The organism is Daejeonella rubra (genome assembly GCF_900103545.1).
Lineage (GTDB): Bacteria > Bacteroidota > Bacteroidia > Sphingobacteriales > Sphingobacteriaceae > Daejeonella > Daejeonella rubra.
In genome coordinates this window covers 128,550-153,024 of the sequence record NZ_FNHH01000006.1, presented here as the reverse complement: position 1 = coordinate 153,024, position 24,475 = coordinate 128,550, and the positions used below count along the sequence as shown (strand labels likewise).

The window sequence follows — 24,475 nt, the reverse complement described above, 5'->3', positions numbered from 1 at the left end:
TCAAAGTTCAGCGTCCTTTGAACTGTATAATCTGAACCATTTTATAAACATTAAAATTAAAAATCATGAGAACTGACAATCAAATTCAAAAAGATGTGATGGAGGAGCTTAGCTGGGAGCCTTTTCTCAACGAGTCTGAAATTGGAGTAGCTGTAAAAAATGGAATTGTGACTTTATCCGGTATGGTTGATACTTTTTCTAAAAAATTAAGTGCTGAAAAAGCGGCAAAACGGGTAGCAGGAGTCAAAGCTGTTGCTGAAGATATCCAGGTCGGTCTATCACCAACATACCGCAAAACGGATACTGAAGTTGCTGAAGCAGTACTGAACGCACTAAAATGGAATACCACGATACCAGATGACAAAATAAAGATCAAAGTTGAGAATGGTAATGTAAAAATGGAAGGTGAGGTAGAATGGGAGTATCAGCGAATAAATGCCCGAAAAGCGATAGAAAATATTACAGGTGTTAGCTCAGTTATTAACCTGATCTCAGTAAAGCCAAAACTAAAAGCTATAGATATCCATCAAAAGATCAGCAGTGCTTTTCATAGAAATGCGACGATCGATGCAGACAGAATTCTGGTAGATGTAGAGGGCAATAAGGTTACCCTTCGCGGTAAAGTTCGCTCATTTGCTGAAAAGGATGATGCCGAAAGAGCTGCATGGTCTGCTCCGGGCATACTCAGTGTTGAAAGTAAGCTTTCTGTAGAGGTACCTGAAATGGCCTTCAATGAATAAAGGTGAATTTCATAAATGTTGAACTGTTTGAAGCTGTCTCAATTTTGAGGCAGCTTTTTTGTTAGTCGTTTTTGTATAAAACATCTGGTGTTGGTCATTATTGGAGAAATCTATAATCCTACTGCATAATAATACGTACCTGATATTCCCGGATAAAATCCTTCCAGCATTACCCCTCCCGTTTTACTCTGAATCTCACGGATAAAGTCATCAGATTGATTGACCGCATTATTATTAACCCTGGTAATTACAAAACCCTCCCTCATCCTTGTTTGACTGGCGATCTTTCCCCTGTTAATCCTGACTACTATTACACCTCCCCTAACTTTAAATTTTTCCTTTTCTGAAGGACCAAGGTTTTCAATTTCAATACCGAGCACATCTAAAATTTTATTTGCCGATACAGAGCTAATCTGTTCATCAACAGGCTTTAACACGACTTCCAGAATCATTTCCTTATCCGCACGGTTGAACTTCACCTTGACTTTTTCTCCGGGCCGGTGTCTGGCAATGATCTCACGTAACTGTGTTACGTTATCTACCTTATGCTCATCGATAGCAATAATAACATCTTTAACCCTGATTCCAGACAGCCGTGCCGCTCCATTTTGTTCAAGATCGTCAACCACAACTCCTGTAGTAAGATTTACGCCCATTGCTTTTGCCTTTTCACCATTCATATCACTGATGGAAATACCCAAATACCCATGCAGAACTTTTCCATATTTCAACAGGTCATCAATTGTTTTCTTGACCATTTCAATAGGAATAGCAAAAGAATAACCTGCATATGCCCCATTCGGAGAAGCAATCGCTGCATTTATTCCCACCAGTTTTCCACTGATATCAACCAGTGCTCCACCGCTATTTCCACGATTCACAGCAGCATCGGTTTGAATATATGACTCTACTGCCCATCTGTCTGTCAGAATATTGATATTTCTTGCTTTAGCACTCACAATCCCAGCTGTAACGGTAGATGCAAGATTGAAAGGATTCCCAACTGCCAGTACAATATCCCCTACTTCCAGTGAATCAGAATTTCCAAACTGAATAAAATTCAGATCTTTTTCCTCAATTTTAAGCAAAGCCAGATCTGTTGTTGGATCAGTTCCTATGATCTTTGCTGGATAGCTGCGCTGATCATAAAGTACTATTTCAATACTTTCAGAATCATTTACCACATGGTTATTGGTAACAATGTATCCATCATCACTGACAATTACACCAGATGCACTGCCCATTTGCTTTTGAGGGGTTTGTGAGTCTGGAGAAAGATAATTTCGCCAGAAATCATCGCCAAACAGATCTCTGAATATCTCTGGAATATCCATATCTGGCTGAACAGAAAATATAGCCTTAATATGAACAACGCCCGGAGTTGCCAAACTTGCGGCATACCGAAAATTTGAGCCAGATATTAACGGTCTAACAGCACCCGGGCCAGGTTTTTTTCCTGCACTTTTTTGCTTTTCCTCAAAGGTTGAAATTCTATCATTCTGAGCCTCTGAAACCGGCTTTTTATCCTGCCCGGTACAGTTCTGAAAAAAAAGGCAAAAAATAAAAATTACAGGTAGAATATTTTTCATATTTTCAAGCTCCAATTCTTTTGAAATCAATTTGTTAAAGGAAAATTTTTGATGGTTCAAGAGGGTATAATTACCTCTTTTTTGTTCCGGTTATAAAAAGAATTAGTAGATGTTCTCCATGGAACTTAGAGAGTATCAAAAGCTTTATTTTTTCAAGCAAACAAAATAACATATAGCTCCTGTTTAAATCAATGAATTTAATCAAGGAAAGAGTTGATTCTGGTCATTCATCTTACCGATTATGCTTGCAAACTTTAGAAAATGAAGCAAAAACTAACTGAAGATTTCCCAAAGAGACAAATCCCTAAAAATCCTCCACCTCATAAACAGTTTTTCTGGGCTGTGGTTTATCTTTTCATACTTCTGATGCTATTTTTTCCCTACCTGCCTGGGTTTAAAAGCTCAGTAAAAGAAATTAGCTGGCAGCAATTTGAGAGTGAGATCCTAAACCAGAATGCGGTTGAAAAGATCAATATCATAAATAAGGAGGAGGCAGAAATTTTTATTAAAAAAAATCTGGCCAATGATCCTTATTTCAAGGATGTATTCGAACCAGGCATAAGGCGAAAATTGAATCCGGGACCGCATTATAGATTCAGTATAGGATCAATTGAAACCTTCGAACGCAGGCTGGATGAAGCCCAAAAAAACATACCAATAGCACAAAAAATTCCTGTTACCTATTCTAATACAAGCAATTGGGTGTGGAACATTATTGGATGGATCCTGCCACTGCTTTTAATTTTTTATTTGTGGCGGATCATGTTCAGGAAATATGCGGGAATGGGTTCAGCTTCCGGAGGAAACTCCGTTTTCAATTTTGGCAAATCAAATGCCGTGATGGTAGAAAAGGAAGAAAGCCGGGTTACCTTCGAAGATGTTGCAGGTTTGGAAGAAGCTGAAATGGAAGTAAAAGAAATTGTTGACTTTTTGAAAAATCCAAAATTATTCACCAGACTTGGCGCAAAAATTCCAAAAGGTATATTATTAGTAGGACCTCCGGGCACAGGAAAAACTCTTCTTGCAAAAGCTGTTGCTGGAGAAGCAAGGGTTCCATTTTTCATTATTTCAGGTTCTGAATTTGTTGAGATGTTTGTTGGAGTTGGTGCTGCAAGAGTTCGCGACCTGTTTAATAAGGCCAAAGAAAAAGTCCCGTGTATTATTTTTATTGACGAGCTGGATGCTATAGGCAGATCAAGAGGAAAGGGAGCCTATCTCAGTGGTGCAAATGATGAAAGAGAAAGTACTCTGAATCAATTACTTACTGAAATGGATGGATTCGGATCTAATAGCGGAGTTATTGTGCTGGCAGCAACCAACCGGGCTGATATGCTTGATCCTGCACTGCTCAGACCCGGAAGGTTTGACCGTCATATCTATCTGGAACTTCCAAATCTGCGGGAAAGAGAAGCTATATTCAAAGTACACCTTCGACCGCTTGTTTTAACTGGGTCTATTGATGTAAATTTTCTGGCATCACAAACTCCGGGCTTCTCGGGTGCAGATATTGCAAATATCTGTAATGAAGCAGCCCTGATTGCAGCAAGAAAAAAGGAGGATGGTGTTGGCAAAATAGATTTTCTGGATGCAATAGATCGAATAGTAGCCGGATTGGAAAAGAAGAGCAAGATCATATCTGCTGAAGAAAAGCGGATCATTGCATTTCATGAAGCAGGCCACGCTCTGGTAAGTTCATTACTAAAACATGTGGATCCGCTTGTAAAAGTCTCCATTATTCCGCGTGGCAAAACTTTAGGTGCTTCCTGGTATTTACCTGAAGAAAAACAGCTGAGAAACAAGACTGCATTTATCGAACATTTATGCAGCGGACTGGCTGGCAGAGCCGCAGAGGAAATTATGTTCGGAGATATATCAACCGGTGCATTGGATGATCTTGAAAAGGTGACCAAAGAGGCCTATACAATGGTGGTATATTACGGATTCAATAAAAAAATAGGCAATGTCAGCTTTTATGACTCAAGCGGTCAGAGGGATATGGGAATACAAAAACCATTCAGTGAAGAAACAGGCAGAATGATCGATGAAGAGGTCAGGATTCTGGTAGGCTCTTGCTATGAGCGCAGTAAAAAAATGTTGGAGACAAATAAGGAATCGCTGACCAAAATTGCAGACCTCCTGTTTAAAAAAGAGGTGATATATAAAGAGGATATCGACCTTATCCTCGGTAAAAAAACTGTTAAAAATGACCTTAACACATTGACAGCCTTAAAGGGAATAACTCAGGATAAAAAACCGAAAAGGAAAGCGACAATTTAACTATTACTTCATCCTTTTGTTCTATTGGCACAAATATTTCAAGAGTAAAAAAAGCCCAAAATAGCCCATTTAAGCAGTTTCATGACGAAACTCAAACCTCCTGTTGATCACTATCATAAGTGCCGGATTTGATTTAAAATAACTTTGTTTTTATAATTAATCAATAACAATTTTAAAAAAGGAGACACCATGAAAACTGACACATTGGCTAGGATGGCCGGAGGAATGCCTTATGTATTTGATGATCTGTTAAAGCCATGGAATGATTGGTTCGATGGTCGTGAATTATGGAACCGGGCAGCAAGTTTACCACCGGTAAACATTGTTGAGCAGGAAGATAAATTTCTGGTTTCCCTTGCAGCACCAGGTATGAAAAGGGATGATTTCAAAATTGATCTGAGCGGAAATATGCTTACTATCAGTAGCGAAACTGAAGAAACAAAAGAAGAAAAAGAAAAGACTTTTACTCGTCAGGAGTACAATTACACTGGTTTTAACCGTAGTTTTTCCTTGCCTGAAGGCATCAATACTGAAAAAATAGAAGCAAAGTACGAAGATGGAATCCTAAAGATCACACTCCCGCGTACTGAGGAATCTAAAATGAAATTAGGAAAGAATATTCCTATTCAATAATTAATTGGCCATGCGCTCCGATCTGAAACCGGAGCGCTGGTTCATATAATGCTTGGGTTACAATACTAACTTTCTCAATCCCCTCCCAATTTCCATTTTCAGAATTCAAATCTAACCTGCAGGAGATAGTTCAATTGAATATTCTGATAATTCAAGGGAAATGATGAATAAATACGGCCAATTTCCATAAAAATTGATCTAAATTCATTTTGAACAATTTAAGTGTGGAAAACATACCGCATTTCTCTCAAATTTGCATTCAGATTTGCGGTTTATATCATTCATGAATTGACAAAACAGGCACATGAGCGTGCAAAACTATTTTCCTCGACTTGCTGGTTTTTAATATTTTATTGAAAATACTGTGTTTTTTAGGTGTAACGATCAGCATATCCAGCTTATTTTTATCAGCAAAATTATTAATGCTTTCCTCAATCTTTTCTGATTTTACAAAATGATATTTTGGATTTAATACCCCCAGCTGATCATGCAGCCATCGTGTAGCACTTGCATTTTCAATTTCCGATGTTTTGCGGTCGCTTGTATGAACGTGTAATATATGAAGTTCAGCATTAAATTCCTTGACCAAATGCCTGATCTCCTCGACAGGAACTGTACCGGCAACATCCCTGAAATCACAGGCAAGTCCTATTTTGTGAAGCCTTCCAAATTTAACATCCGATGGAACAACGATCAGGGGCCATGATAAAGACCGGATAGCCTCAATGGTACTGCCACCAAAAAGAAAACGGTCTACCGCATTGGTGCTCTCTGCTCCCATTACGACTGCATATGTATCAATGGTTTCACAATAAGTCCTGATACCTGCAACCACATCACCTGTCAGCACCTTCGTTCTTATCATTATTTTTTTAGGACTATCGCTAAGAATCTTTGCCTTTAATTCCTTCAGCTGCTTTTCGGCATTAGATATAGTTTCTTCAAAATGAAATGCCGGCGGAGGTACATCACTATAGGCCATAGCTACAGGACAAACGTGGAAAAGGGATAAATTAATACCTAAGATGCCCGCCATTTTTGCGGCATAATTTACTGCATTCAGAGAAACTTCTGAAAAATCGGTGGGTGCTAGTATTGTTTTCATATTATGGGCTTAAACTGGTTTAATAATATTTTACAAGTGCTATTTGGTTGTAGTCCTTCAGCAGGTTTTTATCAACAAACTCCACATCTCCACCATTTTCCAAAACCTTTTCAATTACATCATCAACAAGGTCCATTGTATCTGGTCGCTTGGTATATGGCTTTTCTGCAAGTTCTATTGTGTTATTTTTCTCTGTAAATCTGGCGGCGACCATAAAATTCCGTTCAACCACCAGCAAACGTCCATGGAAATTATTAACAGCGTTCCAAACGTTCTTTATTCCAAAAACTAATTTCTTTTTATCGGCTGCCCTTTCAAGCTGTACCAAAGCAGCCTTTTGTTTTGCACGAAACCAGGAGGCTATATAAGGTTTCATTATTGCTTTCAACTGGGGAAGCGTGTGATCTTCATAGTTGCCGGTAATATATTTAAATACAGTATCTGAATGCTTTGTATGCTTTTTAAAATGCCCCAGCAACTTTTCAGTACCCATCACAAAAAGTGGAATCTGATGCTCTTTTAATACCTTATCCAATAAATTATCGGTATGCTGCAAAAATTTATCTCGGATGATTTGCCTTCGCTCAGACATATCTGAAAAATTTAAAATTTTTTCAGGCGCATCATTTACATAAACATAAACTGAACCCGGAGAGGCTAGTTTTTCAAAACTTTTAGAGTTTCCGAGATACAGGCGACTTTCCTTTCCACTTAATATGAGAAGCAGATATTTATGCAAATGCTTATTACTATAAACCAGATCACGAATTTCAAATGTACTGTCAACCATAATTCGTTCATCTGCCTTTATATCAAGGTAAATGACCTTTTCAAACACAGGCGATAAATATATTGCGACACTCTTCTTTTGGGACTTAAAATCAAGTTCAGCAATGATCCTGTCCAGTTTTTGTAGCATGGGCAATACAATCCCGGCAGGATAATTTTCATTTAGTTCATCTTTAATTTTGCCGGATGCTATCTTCAGTGAATATTCCAGCTCAGAAATCAGACTGTGCAGGGGCTCAAACGGCAAAATGATCGTTACTGAGGGACGATAAGGAGATGCATGCATTACCTCTATTAAATCATCTGATATAGCATTATTGAACTGGTTCATTTTAATTACTTTACTTGATAAATTTAAATTGAGAAGCATCGGACAACTATGATATTCGTCATAAGAGTGAATGATTAATTTCAGCGTATTGATCAATATTGATCATGCAATTTCTGCCTGGACTTTGCGTCCAAACTAAAAATGAAATACAGGGCGTCGGATCTCTTTTATAGAAATTCAATGGTGTGAAATGAAAATGGGCTGCGTCAATGTTTTAATTAATATTTCAGCGGTACTTTCGCTAAAGAACTGAGAAAGGGCATTTCTGCTATACGCACCCATTACAATGAACATATTCTCTCGCCTGAAAAGAAAACTCATCAGTTCACTTTCAGTATTTCCTTCAAGTGCAAGAAAATGCAGATCTGAATAATGATTTTTAAGCCATTCCTTAAGCTTTTCTTTATCCTTATAAGGCCAAATTCCATCCTTATTTACCTGAACCACAGTAACTCTTTTATCAAAATACTCAGGAAACAGATAGGTAAATTGTTTAATGGCGAACACAGAAGATAGCGAGCCGTTATAAGTAAAAATAAGCTCTTCAATTCCATCAAATGAAAGTGGCGAAATAATTACAGGACAATTTGCTTTTTTAAGAATATCCTTTACAATTTCAGATGGCGCGGTTGAAGGTACACTCCCAAGGGAGAGAGCTGCATCCACAACGATCATATCTGCAAAACGGCTTTCATTGATCAGATCATCTACAGAAACTTCATGATCTGAATATACATCATTGCAGACCTCATTACTGATACATCCTTCTTTGAAAAGGTGAATGTTATTCTTAATTGTTTCCTTTTTGGTGATATATAAGTCAGAATGATCCTCACTTCCTGAATGGGTTGCAAATGCGCCTTCCTTTTTAATTAAAATAAGTTTTTCATCCACCTCTGAGCCATTCAGAAATATCCCATACACTTTAGATTTTGATAGTCGCCCCAGATAACACGCAAATTCATAAGAGCCTTTATCAGGATTAAGTGCGTTTACCGCTAATAAGATCATTTTCATTGCTCAATTTTTGCTAAAAATAGGAATGAAAATATGTGAATACCATGATCATAATCAAGCCATCCCCTGATTCCTGTTAGTCTGAAATTGGCAGGTACTTATTAAGTTTAAGATTTTAATCGAGGTTGAAATTTTTCAAATATTCATCCGAAAAAATAATAAAGCACCTATTTTAATTCAATAAGTGCAAATAAAAACAACATAAATAAATAGATTTTCAGCACTTATCATTGATATATAATAATGACTTCATAACATCAAATCACATTGATCGATAAACAAAAATGATAGTTATTATGGATAGCTTAAAAATTAAAAACAAAGGTCAGGCAAGAATTTTCAAGAATGATCAGATGGAAAGTCTGACTAAAACAAAACCATGGATAATCTATTCTATCTATATTCCAGTTTGCTCCGCTATGATTTATTATGGTTCCAAACTACCCGAATTTTCTTTGGTTTTCATAGCCGTATTATTCCTTATTGCCATGATAAGCTGGACACTTTTTGAATATTTAGCTCATCGTTACCTTTTTCATCTTAATCCGGGCAGTCAATGGGGGAAAAGACTTGTTTACATCTTCCATGGCAATCATCATGAATTTCCACGGGATACCGAACGCCTTTTCATGCCACCGGTTCCGAGTATATTGATTGGCAGTATTGTCTTTGGCATCTTCGCCGGAATTTCTTACCTCTTAACCGGAACCATTAATTACAGCTTTATCTTTTTCCCCGGTTTCATCACAGGATATTTGATCTATGTTTCAATGCACTATGCTATTCATACATTTGCTCCACCCAAAATATTTAAAGGATTATGGAGAAATCACCACCTGCATCATTATCGTTATCATGATAAAGGATATGGAGTGAGTACTCCCTTTTGGGATATCATGTTTAATACTGTTCCGAAAAATGGTAAATTATAAATAATTGATTACCAATTAATTATCAAACTATCTTCCAGATCAGAAGCATCGTCAATATCATTTAGTTCTTCCAGCAAATCATATGTAATACCTAGTCTGATCAAATCAGCTATGGTTTGTTTTGCAACCTGATCTGTACTCCAGGCTTTATTGTAAAACAGATCCGGAATAAGACTAGTTAGTGCCAGTAAATAATATCCTCCATCAATTGCAGGTCCTAAAACCGCAGTATTCTGGTCAAGCATTAATATAGCCTCTTCCAGGATTTCAGTTTTAAGCTGAAGACAATCACTGCCGACTATCAATACCTTCTTGAAACCTGCATCAAAGGCCTCCTTCATTGAATTATACATCCGTTCACCAAGGTCATTGCCTTTTTGCATACGTTTTATATAGCCCGGACTATCCCAGATATCCTGATCATATACTTCATCAGCATAATAGACAAATTTGCTGCAATTTAATGGCTGCGTAATGTTTAGAGTATGTTCAAGCAGTAAATGGTAAACTTTCAGGGCCTTTTCATCGCCAATATCTTTGGCAAGACGGGTTTTTACCTTTCCAGAAACGGGATTTCTAACAAAGATGATTAAAGCAGTAATATCATTGGTTTTCATACCTGGTCTGTAAGACTTCCTCCACAACTTGAGCCAGAACCGGCAGTACATCCATAACAATGTTGTTTAATAACAATTTTTCGTTCATTCAGTACATCCGCATCAAACTCAGAGAGGTGCTGAGATTTTGCAGAAGACACTTTAAGATCAAGCATCTGGTTAAAATCACAATCATAGAGGTAACCGTCCCAGCCAACAGATAGCGTATTCCGGCACATCAGATTATTCACAGTTTCGGGATTAAATGCTAAGATCAGTTTATCCATATACCTTTCATAGTTCCCTGAAGTCAATAAATAGTCGAGATACCTGCTGATGGGCATATTGGTAATGGTAAAAAGCTGATTGAATACAATAGAATAACGTGAAGACAGCTCCATTTTATATTCTTTTTCCAAAGCCATTTGTGAAGGTGGGAGAAAAGCTCCAGCTGGATTATAAACCAGATTCAAGACCAATCCGCTTCCCTCCTGTCCATATCCGACTGAATTTAACATTTGCAGGGCTTTTACAGAATCTTCAAAAACCCCATCACCTCTTTGGCGGTCCGTCCGATCCTGTGTAAAACCTGGTAAGGATGAAACAACCTCAACATGATGCAGTTTAAAGAAATCCGGAAGGTCGTTAAACCTCTTATTAGCCAGGATAATGGTCAGGTTGCAGCGCACAATGATATGCTTACCCAATTTTTTAATTTCTTCTACAAACCAGCGAAAATCAGGGTTCAGCTCCGGTGCACCTCCTGTCAGATCCACGGTTCTGATATCTTCTGTATTTTTCAGCACCTTAAGGCATAATTGCATGGTTTGCCTGCTCATGATCTCTTTGCGATCCGGGCCGGCATCAACATGACAGTGCCTGCATGCCTGATTACACATTTTACCCATGTTAATCTGGAAAATTTCCATAGCTGAAGTTTTCAGCGGAAACAGTCCAAATTCCTCCAGCTTAGACTTAAAAGATGACTGAGAGCTATCTCTTTCAGACTCAAGCAGAGCAAGCTGATTTAGAGAATCCGAAAGCGGGTGTTGTAAAACTTTGAGAGATTTGATCATAAATTATATTACATCCCTATTTCTTTGACCTTATTCATCATTTGAACACCATGAACAAGTACTGCACCGCCTTTAATAGCAGATGCTACGTGAACAGCTTCCATCATCTGCGCCTCACTGTAGCCCTTTTCAAAAGCATCACTGCTATATGCATCAATACAATAAGGACATTGAACTGCATGTGCAACGGCAAGGGCAATCAGAGATTTTTCCTTTGCCGTTAAATGGCTGTCCTTAAATACTTCACCATAATAGGAGAAGAATTTATCTGCAAGTTCTTTCTGGTATTCGGCGATGTTTCCAAATTTACTCAGGTCTTTTGCATTATAATAATGATTATCCATACTATTCTATTTAATGTTGTCAAGATATAAACTCCAATCGTATTTCTTATAGTGCAATTCAGGTTCCCTCTCATTAGTTATGACACTGTATCGCTTCAGAATCTTGTTAATTCCATCACCTCCTCCAAAATCATTCCTGAACCATAAAAACAAAGCGGGTAATTCTGCATAATTTAAAGCCGCATCATAATTTACTTCATTCGATAAATAGTCTCTTGTTGCAGCATTCAATTGCTCATAGATTTTATCAGAATCATAAGCGACAATTATCGGACAGCTCTTTGCTCCGCAATTCAGAGCAAAATGAATACGGTAGTCTACCTGTTTTAAACGGAATCTTGTTTCAAATGCAGATGGGAAAAATCTATTTAGGTATCCCATACTGTATTTAAATTTAGATCGGCGAAGAATCCCGTGCTCAATAAGATCCAGACTGATCCTCTTACCTGCTATCCATATTTGTTTACTGGAAAAAAAAGAACTTCTCCTGATATACAATTCCGGCTTCTGCCGAAGTACTAACTGAACGTATGCATTATAAATGTTTAACCAGAATGCCAGCCGTTTATTATCTGTACTTAGCTCTGATTCCAGTTCATCAGGATCAGCTGACTTTAGTATTTCTGCATAACTTTCGCTTTCCATCCCAATTTTTGATAGCCCTTTAATCGAATTTAAAAAGTTAACAGAAAGCTGGATAAAGCTCATATTGTTGCTAATATTTATATCAAACATGATATTTCTAACAATTCCTGGTTTTATTAATACAAATATGGATTATAATTAGTTCACCTGAATTAGTGATCAGAGAATAAGACAATTCTTAGACACACAACATAGCATAGACAACCGATGATCATTTCAAAATTGCCATTTCCACTTATAGTTATCATTTCTTCATCTTCCCTTCATAATCAAAAAATAACTTCGACAAAACATTCGTAATAGTTTAGAACGATTTTTAGAATTAAATTTTCTTTTATTCTGGTGAAACAGACATATAATTTAGTAAAATAAATTCGAATCATTTTTTTTAATAGTATGGATAGAAAAGAATTTCTAGCAGGTTTGGGAATTAGTGCAGCAAGTTTTACTTTACTAAACTGTGCAGGATGTGCCAAAAGCGAGGAAGGTCCATCTTCCGTACTAAGTGGTCCGGTAAATGTTAATTTCACCTTGGATCTGAATGCTTCAGCAAATGCTTCATTACTAAATAATGATGGGTTTTTAATTTCAAATGATGTAATTGTCGTTAGAAAAAGCACTGGTAATTTTATTGCAGTCCAAAGATCATGTACGCACGAAAATTATAGCTTAACTTACCAGTCTTCAAACAGCAGAATTTGTTGCAGTAATCACGGTGCCACTTTTTCAGAAGGGGGAACTGTAAGTAATGGCCCGGCAAGCCGATCATTGAGTGTTTACAAAACAGAATTAACAGGAACCATTTTAAGAGTGTACTCATGAAATTTATATTTTTATTATTTATCAGTTTTCTTACTCCTCCAGCTATCTGGTCGGGCAATTTCAATGAAACTGCAAAAATTGCAAAATCATCAAATAAATTAATTCTGATAAATTTTTCAGGATCTGATTGGTGTGGCCCATGTATCAGGCTTAAAAATGAAATCTTCGTTACTGAGGTATTTGAGAAATTTGCTTCAGAAAATCTGCTGCTTGTCCGCGCTGATTTTCCAAGACAAAAGAAAAACAAGCTTCCTGAAGCTCAGGTTAAGCTAAATGAAACCCTTGCCGAGCGCTATAATAATGATGGAAAATTCCCTTTTACATTGCTTGTGAATAGCGAGGGTAAGATTTTAAAAACATGGGATGGTCTTCCGAAGGAAAATGCTGCTCAGTTCGTTAAGCAACTAGAGGCTCTCAGTCAAAAGAAATAATATAAATGTATTCTCAGGAATTGTGCAATAGGGTTCTTAAATTAATGGGTAACCGTTTTGAGTTCACTGTTATCGCTGAGAACAAAGTAATCGGAAATCAGGCTATTGATCTGGCAATTGCTGAAGTAAAAAGAATCGAAGAATTACTTTCTACATTTAAAGAAAGCAGTCAGGCCAATGAAATCAACAGTCTAGCTGGAATTAAGCCTTTAAAAATTGACAGAGAAGTACTACTTCTGATCAGCAGGGCCAATAAGATATCAGCAATTACAGATGGTGCTTTTGACATCACCTATGGCTCTATCGATAAAAGTCTGTGGAACTTTGACCTGAACATGACCAGCCTGCCAGATAAAGAGACTGCCTTAAAAACTGTGGATTTGATCAATTATCGGCATGTTCTGATCAATGAAGAGGATGGCACGGTCATGCTGAAAAACAAGGGAATGCGAATTGGTTTTGGAGGTATTGGCAAAGGATATGCGGCAGATAAGGCCAAACAGATACTTCAAAACATGGGTATTAAAAGTGGGATTGTAAATGCTGCCGGTGACCTGACTACATGGGGAGAACAGTTAAATGGATCAGCCTGGACCATTGGAATTGCAGACCCTGACCAGAGTTTCCGTCCATTTTCTTCTTTAAATATCAGTAATATGGCCATTGCTACTTCTGGCAATTATGAAAAGTTTGTGATCATCGATGGCAAACGATACTCCCATACTATTGATCCTAAAACAGGCTTACCAGTGAGCGGAATAAAAAGTGTCAGTATTATATGCCCAAGTGCAGAACTTGCGGATGCTTTAGCAACTCCAGTCGTTGTTATGGGTGTCAAAGTCGGATTAAACCTTATAAACCAGCTTCACCACGTGGAATGTGTGATCATAGATGATCATGACAAACTTTATACTTCTAAAAACATTATTATAAATGAATAAAATGAAATCATTAAACAAATTAACAAGAGTCTTTCTTCTTGGGATTACTGGTATCAGCATCTTATGTTCATGCAGTACAGTCAAATCCTATCAGAAGAACAAATTGAACGATTCGGAGATGGCATTAACATCCAGAAAGGTCCAAAAGTTTGAGCAAAGTTTCCAACTATACCGAGAGGGTGCCTCAGGTGCAAATGGAGGCAAAAGTGGCGGTGGCTGCGGATGTAATTAATTTTTGAAAGAAAATGAGAAGAATATACTTATTCGTTTTTGTGCTATATCTGGGAATATTAAACAGCTATTCACAAACTAATGCACAGCGAACAGAATCCGCAGGAAATGACAGTACAAATTACCAGTCCAGAAAGCTCCATGTAGATGAGGTTAATATTGTATCAGCCTACTACCATCAGGAAGGAAATAACTCAGCTGTTACGGGAGGAATTGGAACTGAAAAACTAAGTGACATCGCAAATACATTTGATCTTCAGATCTCAAAATTCAATAAATGGGGTAAAAAAAATACATTCACATTTGAAATTGGCGTTGATCATTATACTTCTGCATCATCAGATAAGATAGATCCTAATAGTATTTCATCGGCATCCATGCAGGATACCCGCGTTTATCCTTCCTTAAACTGGACTAAATCAAATGAAAAGACAGGAAATTCATATGGTTTTACTGGCTCATACTCTTACGAGTATGATTATACATCTATTGGTGCAGCATTTAATTTAACCCGCTTATCTAAAAATAAAAACACACAGTTTGATTTTAAGCTTCAGGCATTCCTTGATAAGTGGTCAGTCATACTTCCTGTTGAGTTGAGAACTTTTAGTGGCAGAGGCAGAGAGGATGATGACGATGGGCCACTTAGTCCAAGAAACTCCTTTAACAGTTCTTTCTCCATTTCACAGGTAATTAATCAGCAGCTTCAAGCCATGCTGATCATCGAACCAGCCTACCAGCACGGTTTGCTCGCGACAAAATACCAGCGGAGTTATTTTACGAATGGGACTGTAAAGTCTGAAAATCTTCCGGATAATCGTTTTAAATTACCAATTGGCATAAGGCTTAATTACTTCCTGGATGACCATTTTATCATACGAACTTTTTATCGCTATTACCAGGATGACTGGGGACTGAGCGCACATACAGCAGAGCTGGAGGTCCCAACTAAAATAAGCCCTTTCTTTTCTGTGAGCCCCTTTTATCGATACAATAAGCAAAGCGGAACGAAATATTTTGCAGCCTATGGGCAACATGATCCTGCTGCAACCTATTTTACAAGCGATTATGATCTGTCTAGTTTAAGCAGTGACTTTTTTGGGACAGGAATCCGCCTTACTCCTCCTAAAGGTGTTTTTGGAGTTCAACGTTTAAACATGGTAGAATTAAGGTATGGGCATTATGTCAGATCAACAAGTTTGCTTTCTGATGTAATTTCTTTAAATCTTAAATTCAAATAGATTATTTCAAACTCATTGTTATTAAACAAAAAAAGACAGGATCGCTCCTGTCTTTTTTGTTATTAATGATTGTTAATTATTTAACAGGCACGATATCAATGATTACTGTTCTGTTGTAAAAACGCTCTTCAGGAAGATTGTTTTCAAATGGTGAGCGATCAAGATCTTCACCATAACCGATAGTCTCAAATGTTACATTTTTCTTTCCAGCATTATTCAGGGCTCCCTCGATAATTTTTTGAGTCTGAGCTGCTCTGCTTTCTGAAAGTGTTGCATTATAATCCTCAGAACCGATAATATCAGTATGACCATGAATGATTACTTTTGAACCATCTGTTATAAGCGGACTAACAACATCAACCAGAAACTTTTCATAAGAATCAATCGTTCTTGACTTATCAAAATCAAATAGAATACTAAAACGGTATCCTTTTTCAACAGTCTCAGTTTGGCGAACCAAATAAACAGAACTTTCTTTTGTTGTAGTTATGCCTTTTTTGTTGACGCCGGTCATTACTACTTTATAATTACCATCAGCGCTATTGCCAAGAATGTCTTTACCCGGAATACTCACAATGTCTCTGGTATATGGACCAAAATGTTGTGTATTTCCCATATTGTTGGTTATATCCAATGACCATGTTCTCAACAGATCTTTGGCTCCTCCAACATTAAATACCACATGGCTATCCATAGGATCAACCTGAACTGCATTAATACTAACAGGTTTCATCATTCCACCACCTACTTCCATAAGTAGCTCAGGAGAACCGCTAAGGATATCAACACGACGGTCACCTTCACGCAATAGTGTTAGTTCTTTTTTTCCGCCAGGCTGTTCAGAAGGAATCAATGGTTTTATACGGCCTTCAGTTGAAATTCTGCTTGCATCAATTCCAAATCGGTCGACAAGGTAATATTTAACTGATTCAGCGAATGCTTTACCTTCCTGGGCACCTTTCATAGATGCTCCGCTTAAAGATATTATCGTACCAGGATTTGATCTCATACGATCTCCCGTGATGTTCAGAATATTGTGATAAACATTCAATTGTCTCGCAGAACGACCATTCATTGTAACTGTCTGCACATTTTCTAATTGTACTTCCTTGAAATCTGAAGCCTGACTTTTAGACAACAATACATAACGGTTAGGAATCTCTGAGGAACTTTCATCAAAGAAAATAGAGTTACGCAAAGGCAATGTTTCACTTACCTGACGCTCTATTGGTACTGATTTTGGAGCACGAACAGAAAAAGTAACATCAGCAAGCGGAACATCAACCACTGGTACTTCAACAATTGCAGGAACTGCCTTTCCTTTACCAAATTTAAGTGCTACACCTGTTCTTAAAGTTGAAACAGACCAGCTCTCAATGGTACGGGAATCCTGACCGAAATATGGATGATAGGATACAAAAGGTGAAAGAACTACTTTCGAAGCACTGGTAGCAGGCGATAATGGAATATCATATCCCATTCCTACTTGTCCGGAAAGTATCGTTTTACGAATTGCACTAAATTCTCCATCTGTATCAGGTTGTTTTTCCTGTGTGTATTCAAAATTCTTATCAAGATTGAAAGCTACACGAGGGCCAGCAAAAAAGTAGAAATTTGAGGTTGCAGATCCTAATCTCAGATTAGGTTCAATAGTAATGTAACTAAGGTCAGTTTCCAGTGTTGCAGGGCAATCACATGGTGCAATTACACCATCAAATTTACCACCGCGGCCGTCATACCCAATATTCAGCATTGCTCCCCAAACTGGTCCGGGGCGATATTCCATCAGAAAGGAACCAAATGGCTTAATACCATCTCCCTTGTGAAATGCTGTCGGAACAAAAAGTGCATTATTAAGCCTTTGAGTTGTTCCGTCATAGAAGTTAAAATTTGCCGCTCCTGATAAACCAAACCACCAGGTTGGTTGTGAAGTCTGAGCCTTCAGTGTGCTTTGAGCAAATATCATCATCAAGGAGAGGATGATCAATCGCTGCTTTATTTTAATTATTGTTAACATGAGATTTCTCTTTTAATATGAATTATTAAATATTCTTCAATTCAATAGCCCCCCGTTTAAGGGGGGATCCATTGAAATTATTATGGATTTATAACAGTACTTGCGTTCAAAGTCACAGCAGTTTGTGCCAGTAACTTTCCTGTAATTCTGGAACCGGTATTCATGGAAACCAGAGTCTTACTTAGGATGATTCCGCTAACATTTGCATTCGATCCGATCGTAGCCTGACCAGAAACTACCCAGAAGATGTTTTTTGCCTGAGCTCCACCTAATAAAGTAATTTTAGCATTGTTATTAATAGTCAGATTCTGAGCTATCTGGAATACCCATGTATCATTAGGACCTCCTGTAAGTGTTACACCTGCACTGGTAACTAAAACACCAGTAGCCCATTTATACAGTCCCGGAGGAAGAATTCTTCCACTGATGTCACCAGCATATAATCCTACGATAGGAGCCGGAGTTGTTAAACCGTTGGCAGTTGTAAAGGCCGTTTCCATATCAGCAACAGCTTTTGTCATTTTAGCAGGAGTTGGGGCTGCATAATCAGATGCGAATGCCTTTCCTGTTACAATTGGAGTATGTGAAGACTGTCCGTTAGTGTCCATGATCAAACCAAAACCTGTCAAGGCAGTTGCCGCAGCAGGACTCACACCAATATCACCTGTAATAGATGTGACACCGGTAGTTGAAATCCCTGATTTAGTCAGGATCGCAAAATCACCTGCAGTTCCAAGATTAACAGCTGCCGGACCTACTGCCACTAATGGAGTAAAGTTAGCAGTGATATTTTTATTAGAATTCATGGTTACTGTTAAAGGACTAACTGAACCTGTAGCATCTCCGCTCCATGATGAGAATGTATAACCTGCAGCAGCTGTAGCGGTTAACACTACTGTGCTTCCGTTTGTATAGGTAGCCTGATTCGGAGTTTTAGTAACTGAACCGTTCACTGCATTTACTGTAAGAATAAAAGCATCTACTGGTATTGCGGTGAAATTAGCTGTGATAACTTTATTTGAAGTCATGCTCACTGTCAATGGATTTGCAGTGCTTGTTGCATCACCCGACCATGAAGAGAAAACATAACCCGCAGCTGGAGTAGCTGTAAGAACTACTGTGCTACCATGATTGTACCTTGGCTGATCAGCAACTTTTGCAACCGTTCCATTTACTGCATTTACAGTCAATGTATAGGTATTGATAGCAAAATTAGCTATTAAGCTTCTGTTTGCGCTTAATGCAAAAGTATAAGCAGGGCTGGTAGATAAAATACTTCCGCTAACCTGGTCTGTCCAGTTTGTAAAGGTATATCCAGTATTCGGTGCAGAAGTAACAGTCACAGAAGTTCCGGATGCATACGCACCTTCACCGTCTGTTGTTCCACCTGCTGCCGGACTAGATGATAAAACAACCGCAAACTGCGATGCCGGGATTGCTCTGAAATTAGCAACGAATGTTCTGTTAGCATTTAATGTGAACTGTATATTCGAGCTAGTGGAAACTCTTACACCATTTTCAGTCCAGTCAACAAAAGTATAACCTGCATTTGTTCTTGCTGATACTGTAACACTTGAACCTGCATCAAACGAACCAGCACCGATGGTTGTTCCGCCTGCTGCCGGATTAGCAGATAAGACCACAGCAAATTGACCGATTGGAATAGGTTCAAAATTTGCAATCAATGTTCTGTTTCCAGCCATTGGGAATTGATAGCTTGCACTTGAAGAAACGGCAGGACCATTATCGGATTCTGTCCAGTTCAGGAAAACGTATCCTGAAGCAGGAATAGCATTCACAGTTACTACAGAACCCTGGGCAAATGCTCCGGCTCCTGTTACAGTTCCTCCTGCAATTGGATCAGCTGAAACTCTCAATACTGGTATCGTAGTGAATGTCCAGACATAATCAGCAACCATTGATGTACGTAAGGTATCTTTTGCTCCGGTTGTAATTGTACCTGTATATGTTGTAAATGGTAACAGATCAACATCAGGATCAAACGTAAAAACTGCTCCATTTGTAGCTGGACCAACTTTTCCTGAAATCAGGGTGGTGCCCTGCTTTAATGTAAATGTTGAATTATTTAATGTACTGGCATTCATACTGGTATTAAAGGTTGCCGTTATAGTTTTACCTAAAACAACATCCACAGCTTTATCCATAGGGTCTGTTGTTACAACCGGACAAACTCCAACAACTTCACCCTCAAAATCATCCTTCTTACATCCTGCAAGGAAGGCAATAAATAGCAAGGCCATATAACATACAGACATGCTGATTTTAGAATAGCCCTTGCTACGACGCATTTGGATACTATCCTCAAACACAGTAATTTTTTTGTTCATAATTTGATTTTTTATAGGTTTTATTGGCGGTTCCGAAAGTTCAGAACTTAGCACAATACAAACATACTCCCGTATTCCGGCTCAGATGTTACACAACTATTTGAAAAGTTTATATGATTCACACATTTTCAAGCAGAAGGTATCTGCTCTGTGGATATTGCTTGTAGATGGAGGGAGTTATTCCGGTTACTTTTTTAAATTGGGTGGAAAGATGAGCAACACTGCTATAATGCATCTTCCAGGAAATTTCTGTCAGGGTAAGTTCGTTGCAAGAAATTAGGTATTTGACCTTTTGGATTTTTTGCTTGATAATAAATTGCTCTATGCTGGTTTCCTGAGATTCTGAAAACATATTAGCGAGATAGGTATAATCGAGATTAAGCTTTTCACTGAGGTGATCTGAAAAATTCATTCTTAAAGGCTCTGCTGTATTATTCAGCATTTCAAAAATGACATTTTTGATTTTCTCAACCAGAATACTTTTTTTACTTTTTATTAACTCTAAACCTGAGTTGATCAATCCCTGCCTGAATTCTTCTAACTGATCTAAACCAGGGGTTCCAGTTATATGGACTCTTCCGAGCTCTAAACGATCGAAGGTAAGTCCTGCTTTCTCAAGCTCGAGCTTAACGATCATTTTGCACCGAATGCAAACCATATTTTTTATGAAGAGTTCCATTGTATACATATTCTATTGCAAAGGAAGTGCCCCATAAAAAATAATGTCCAAATTAATGGACGGACTGGAGTATTGGCTGATAAAAAATAGCCGACTTGAATATTTTAAGAGAATATATTTCTCTTAAAGAAATAATATATCATAATATTATCTAAAACTAAAAATACGATGAAAAAATTTATCTGAATTATTAATGGACATATCTGAAAAAGCATCACATTGAATGCTTAGTATTATAGAAATTGTGTATTAATTCGACTAAAACAGGAGCAAAATTATCCGGAGATCATTTCATAATACCAATATTCTTACCATCAAAACCCGGAAATAATAAGTTTTCCTTATTTGGTATAAGCAGGTGTTTTTCTGCTACCTCAGAGAAAATGCTTCTAAAATCTGTGGTAACAGCCAGATCCCGACCATCTTCCAGGTTTTCCAGGGCCAGGGGGGCTACATTACCATGCACAATGCCGCCATTCACATCATTTCCAAGTATGAAATTACAGGAAGCACGTCCATGATCGGTCCCTCCCGTACCATTCTGCTTAACAGTTCTTCCAAACTCTGTCATGGTCATTACTGTAAGGTCATCCTGATACAGTGCCATATCCGACCAGAAAGCCATTATACTCAGACTAAGATCATTGACATTTCTGGCAAATATCCCATTCTCTGAACCCTGGTTAAAATGGGTATCCCAGCCACCTGATTCTGCGAATGCAACCTCAAGGCCTACATCCATTTTTATTAATTGGGCGATCTGTTTCAGGGAATTTCCTAGCGGACTATTGGGATAAACTGCATTATTAGCTGGCTTATAGTTTTTTGTATCTACTTTCTGCAGCATTTTAACGGCATCAAAACTTTCTTTGCCTGTGGTCTTTAATAGACCTGAAGATGTTTGATCATACAGTTCTTCAAAGCTTTGAGAAACCCGTTTTGCACCCATCGGATTGCCACGCATCTGAATCGTGAAATCCTGAAGGTTACTTATTGCAACTGAAGGTGTATTACCATAGAAAGACCGCGGCATAGAGGAGGTCAGGCTTACTGCCTGAAAGGGAGTTGCATCATGGCCAAGTAATCCTGCTGCCCTGTTGAGCCATCCGCTGGATGTTCCTTTATTAAAAGGTGTTCCTGATTCCATATAATCCTGTGCATCAAAATGCGAACGGGTATTGTTTGGAGATCCCATTCCATGAACAATCGCTAAGCGCTTCTCTCTGAACATACTTTCAAAAGCACGCATCGAAGGATGTAGTCCGAAACGGCCATCCAAATCAATCAGAGGGTTGTTATTGCCATTTTTAACCGGACTAAGGAATAGTCCAGGGCGGGCAGCCTTTAGGTACTGATCTTCAAATGGAGTAACAGCCATGAGTCCATCCATTGCACCCCGCTGAAAAATAGAAACCAATATTTTTTTTCTCTTGAACAGCTTAGGTGCTTGCACCAGTTCAGCAGCATGCGCCATAAAGGCCGGAATTCCTCCCATACCAATACCAAACAAAGTCAAACCGCCTGCTTTTAAAAATGCTTTTCTTGATATCATGGTCTTGTGCTTTAAAATATCACTTTCTTTGAAATTCCGGAGACCCTAAGATCACCCCAACTACCTGTGCCAGCATACTATTGCCAGCTATTGGAACTGAATTAAGAGATATTGAATTATTTTTTAATAAAGACTCAGGGCTTCGTTCATTCGTCATTTGTGCATCCTCGTTCGTCATGGTCTGCATGGTTTGTGGCACTTTATTTTTAGAGGCAGCTGCTTCAACCTTCTTTAGAAGTTCCGGGTCATTTAACATCGGACTTAGACGGGCAATTGTTTGATCAAGGTCGCGCTCAGGCATAATTATTTTACTGTAGGTGATCAAAGCAGCCTCAGAACTTTCAGGCTCCCGATTCTTATTTAATGCCAACAGATCAACCTTTATTCCCGGAATACGCTGTGAAGCCAGGGCCAGGCCAAAATTCATCCTGTTAAGTAATGATCCTGTATTGATCCAATATTGTCCATTATCCGGAAAACCGGTCGGTGCCTGATAATAATACATTTTCTGGCCCATTCTGGTGATCCAGGTATTCAATTGGAAAGGCTGTTTAATTTCAGCATTCATACTCCTTACTGCACTTATTGCAAGTTCAAAAGGAGATTTTGTCTTTTCCCTTAATGCCTCGGCTGTCCAGAATTCCGGAGAAGATACCATGGTGATGAGTACTTCTGAAATATTCCCATCCTTCTCCCTGAAGGTTTTCGCCATCTTTTCGATAAGCATTTCTGATGGCTTATCATTAACAAAACGGATTGCGATCTTACGGGAAATGAATTTTGCTGTGGAAGGATGTTCTGCGAGCATACTCAAAAGTTCAATACCTTCCTCATATCCACCGTTAGCGGGGAAAACTTTGCCAAGGACCGTCTTTTCGCCTCTATCATGACGATTCGCAGCGAAAAGAAAATCACCGTCAAAGATAAATCCTCTTTTCTTCAGGTTCTCCTCCCCTGCTTTTTCGATCATATTCTTTACCGGAGAACCATAGGCATTTTCCATAGGAGAAACAGTCCAGCCTGTCAGCACACGGGCTGCCTGAGTCACATCAGCCTGGGTATAACCTCCATCAACACCCAGGGTATGCAATTCCATCACTTCACGTGCATAATTTTCATTAAGTCCCTGGTTTTTCCTGTTTTGCTGTACCTTCTTCAAGGCCTTTGTTCTTAATGATGTGGTATCTGCCATTTGCATTTCTGACCTTGCAGCTATCTGTTTACGCATCTTTTCGTTGACAGGATTGTTCATACTTTCTGCTGAACCTGCGCTGCTAAAATTGTCGAGAAAGAAAAGCATGGCGGGAGATTTAGCGGTAGCAACGAGCAGGTCTTCAAACTTACCGTACACATTTGGCCTGATCACATCTCTTTCATAAGCAGGAATATATTCTGCACTTATATTTTTGGTAACTGAAACATTAAAATGATTAAACCAGAAATCAGTCAGGATCTCCTGCATCTGATTATTACTGTATGCTGCTCTCAATATCTTCTGATTAACCAGCTGCCTGAAAAGTTCAGCCTGGGGCCTGTAGCCTTTGTCACGCATATAAGCTCCAAGCTGTTCACGGTATTTCTTCATATCAGAAAGGTTCACTGAATCCTTATTGATAACGCCGTCACTGATGGCCAAACGTAAAACCTGCGCATTCTTAGGGAATAGCTTAACAACCTCTGAATTGCTCAAATTGATAGCATCATAAGAGCTCAGCATTTTATTCAGCTGTTCATCGTTCTGTTTTGCTGCCAATTGTTGTGCAAACCACTTCTCAGGACCTGCTTTAAGGACTTCATCAATATCTCCGGGACGGGCACCAAAAGTAAAGCGGTTCAATAAGTGTGCTGCCGCCTGACGCTCAGTCAGGCCTGCCTTTTTATATGGAAATCTGGTCGCTACGGTTTCAGGCACAAGAAATGCTGAAAAGAGAATCCCGCAAAAAATTACTACAAAAGGCAGATAAAAGTATTTCAGTGCATGTTTAATCATGATTTCCAGGCTTTATACTGTTCAGACTATTGAAAACATTAAAGGATTAAATTTGAACGAATTAATCGTATTTTGTGTATTAAAATTAAAAATAAAGAAATACCTCCTATCGTCCAGTCAATTTCAATTTAATGCTGAAAAACTGTCAG

22 protein-coding genes are annotated in these 24,475 nt (G+C 38.4%); 9 read left to right on the top strand and 13 right to left on the bottom strand.

Annotation, left to right across the window (positions count from 1 at the left end; translation table 11 throughout):
* Positions 1-65 precede the first annotated feature (65 nt).
* On the top strand, positions 66-740 hold the full coding sequence (locus BLR27_RS06360) for a BON domain-containing protein (protein WP_090702135.1): 675 nt from the start codon (positions 66-68) through the stop codon (positions 738-740).
* Positions 741-850: 110 nt separating this feature from the next.
* Here the strand turns inward: BLR27_RS06360 and BLR27_RS06355 are convergent, their stop codons facing one another.
* The gene (locus BLR27_RS06355; protein ID WP_143007711.1) at positions 851-2,329 is read right to left on the bottom strand and encodes a Do family serine endopeptidase; all 1,479 of its coding nucleotides are present in this window, start codon (positions 2,327-2,329) and stop codon (positions 851-853) included.
* A gap of 261 nt (positions 2,330-2,590) precedes the next feature.
* On the opposite strand from BLR27_RS06355, the gene ftsH reads away from it, so the two are divergent.
* Both ftsH and BLR27_RS06345 read left to right on the top strand, forming a co-directional pair.
* Complete coding sequence (ftsH, locus tag BLR27_RS06350) at positions 2,591-4,606, top strand: ATP-dependent zinc metalloprotease FtsH (protein ID WP_090702126.1); 2,016 nt, start codon at positions 2,591-2,593, stop codon at positions 4,604-4,606.
* Between the two features lie 189 nt (positions 4,607-4,795).
* Positions 4,796-5,239, top strand: coding sequence for an Hsp20/alpha crystallin family protein (locus BLR27_RS06345; RefSeq protein ID WP_090702122.1), 444 nt, complete (start codon positions 4,796-4,798; stop codon positions 5,237-5,239).
* Positions 5,240-5,516: 277 nt separating this feature from the next.
* Here BLR27_RS06345 and BLR27_RS06340 read toward each other — a convergent pair whose 3' ends face one another.
* The 3 genes from BLR27_RS06340 to BLR27_RS06330 form a co-directional block, all read right to left on the bottom strand.
* A complete protein-coding gene (locus BLR27_RS06340; protein WP_090702119.1) occupies positions 5,517-6,344 on the bottom strand; it encodes a universal stress protein in 828 nt (275 codons plus the stop codon).
* A gap of 19 nt (positions 6,345-6,363) precedes the next feature.
* The gene (locus BLR27_RS06335) at positions 6,364-7,464 is read right to left on the bottom strand and encodes a baeRF3 domain-containing protein (protein ID WP_143007710.1); all 1,101 of its coding nucleotides are present in this window, start codon (positions 7,462-7,464) and stop codon (positions 6,364-6,366) included.
* Between the two features lie 177 nt (positions 7,465-7,641).
* Complete coding sequence (locus tag BLR27_RS06330; protein ID WP_090702110.1) at positions 7,642-8,481, bottom strand: hypothetical protein; 840 nt, start codon at positions 8,479-8,481, stop codon at positions 7,642-7,644.
* A 296-nt stretch (positions 8,482-8,777) separates the two neighbouring features.
* Between BLR27_RS06330 and BLR27_RS06325 the strand changes: the two genes are divergently transcribed.
* Entirely contained in the window at positions 8,778-9,413 is a 636-nt protein-coding gene (locus BLR27_RS06325) for a sterol desaturase family protein (RefSeq protein ID WP_090702107.1), read from the top strand.
* Between the two features lie 8 nt (positions 9,414-9,421).
* Here the strand turns inward: BLR27_RS06325 and BLR27_RS06320 are convergent, their stop codons facing one another.
* Genes BLR27_RS06320 through BLR27_RS06305 form a run of 4 tightly spaced genes read right to left on the bottom strand, consistent with a single transcriptional unit; the run spans position 9,422 to position 12,074 of the window.
* A complete protein-coding gene (locus BLR27_RS06320; RefSeq protein WP_090702104.1) occupies positions 9,422-10,030 on the bottom strand; it encodes a TIGR04282 family arsenosugar biosynthesis glycosyltransferase in 609 nt (202 codons plus the stop codon).
* The gene (arsS, locus tag BLR27_RS06315; protein WP_245704456.1) at positions 10,027-11,085 is read right to left on the bottom strand and encodes an arsenosugar biosynthesis radical SAM (seleno)protein ArsS; all 1,059 of its coding nucleotides are present in this window, start codon (positions 11,083-11,085) and stop codon (positions 10,027-10,029) included. Before arsS ends, BLR27_RS06320 begins: the two co-directional genes overlap by 4 nt.
* A gap of 8 nt (positions 11,086-11,093) precedes the next feature.
* Positions 11,094-11,429 (bottom strand): arsenosugar biosynthesis-associated peroxidase-like protein, encoded by a 336-nt coding sequence (locus BLR27_RS06310; RefSeq protein WP_090702101.1) that lies wholly within the window; start codon positions 11,427-11,429, stop codon positions 11,094-11,096.
* A gap of 6 nt (positions 11,430-11,435) precedes the next feature.
* Positions 11,436-12,074: a DUF547 domain-containing protein gene (locus BLR27_RS06305; protein ID WP_176767623.1), complete on the bottom strand. Its 639-nt coding sequence runs from the start codon at positions 12,072-12,074 to the stop codon at positions 11,436-11,438.
* Positions 12,075-12,470: 396 nt separating this feature from the next.
* On the opposite strand from BLR27_RS06305, the gene BLR27_RS06300 reads away from it, so the two are divergent.
* The 5 genes from BLR27_RS06300 to BLR27_RS06280 are packed head-to-tail and all read left to right on the top strand — an operon-like array spanning position 12,471 to position 15,740.
* Complete coding sequence (locus BLR27_RS06300) at positions 12,471-12,896, top strand: QcrA and Rieske domain-containing protein (protein WP_090702093.1); 426 nt, start codon at positions 12,471-12,473, stop codon at positions 12,894-12,896.
* A complete protein-coding gene (locus tag BLR27_RS06295; protein WP_090702090.1) occupies positions 12,893-13,327 on the top strand; it encodes a thioredoxin family protein in 435 nt (144 codons plus the stop codon). The genes BLR27_RS06300 and BLR27_RS06295 overlap by 4 nt, the downstream gene beginning before the upstream one ends.
* 44 nt (positions 13,328-13,371) lie before the next feature.
* Positions 13,372-14,268, top strand: coding sequence for an FAD:protein FMN transferase (locus BLR27_RS06290; protein WP_090702086.1), 897 nt, complete (start codon positions 13,372-13,374; stop codon positions 14,266-14,268).
* A 1-nt stretch (position 14,269) separates the two neighbouring features.
* On the top strand, positions 14,270-14,500 hold the full coding sequence (locus BLR27_RS06285; RefSeq protein WP_090702320.1) for a DUF4266 domain-containing protein: 231 nt from the start codon (positions 14,270-14,272) through the stop codon (positions 14,498-14,500).
* 13 nt (positions 14,501-14,513) lie between these two features.
* Positions 14,514-15,740: a DUF3570 domain-containing protein gene (locus BLR27_RS06280; protein WP_090702082.1), complete on the top strand. Its 1,227-nt coding sequence runs from the start codon at positions 14,514-14,516 to the stop codon at positions 15,738-15,740.
* A gap of 76 nt (positions 15,741-15,816) precedes the next feature.
* Here the strand turns inward: BLR27_RS06280 and BLR27_RS06275 are convergent, their stop codons facing one another.
* The 5 genes from BLR27_RS06275 to BLR27_RS06255 form a co-directional block, all read right to left on the bottom strand.
* On the bottom strand, positions 15,817-17,757 hold the full coding sequence (locus tag BLR27_RS06275) for an OmpA family protein (RefSeq protein WP_090702077.1): 1,941 nt from the start codon (positions 17,755-17,757) through the stop codon (positions 15,817-15,819).
* Positions 17,758-17,837: 80 nt separating this feature from the next.
* Positions 17,838-20,105, bottom strand: a complete 2,268-nt coding sequence (locus BLR27_RS06270) for an InlB B-repeat-containing protein (protein ID WP_143007709.1) — start codon at positions 20,103-20,105, stop codon at positions 17,838-17,840.
* A 118-nt stretch (positions 20,106-20,223) separates the two neighbouring features.
* Positions 20,224-20,742, bottom strand: coding sequence for a helix-turn-helix domain-containing protein (locus BLR27_RS06265; RefSeq protein ID WP_245704455.1), 519 nt, complete (start codon positions 20,740-20,742; stop codon positions 20,224-20,226).
* A gap of 328 nt (positions 20,743-21,070) precedes the next feature.
* Positions 21,071-22,336, bottom strand: coding sequence for a DUF1501 domain-containing protein (locus BLR27_RS06260; RefSeq protein WP_090702065.1), 1,266 nt, complete (start codon positions 22,334-22,336; stop codon positions 21,071-21,073).
* Between the two features lie 19 nt (positions 22,337-22,355).
* The gene (locus BLR27_RS06255) at positions 22,356-24,326 is read right to left on the bottom strand and encodes a DUF1800 domain-containing protein (protein WP_090702061.1); all 1,971 of its coding nucleotides are present in this window, start codon (positions 24,324-24,326) and stop codon (positions 22,356-22,358) included.
* Positions 24,327-24,475: the final 149 nt, after the last annotated feature.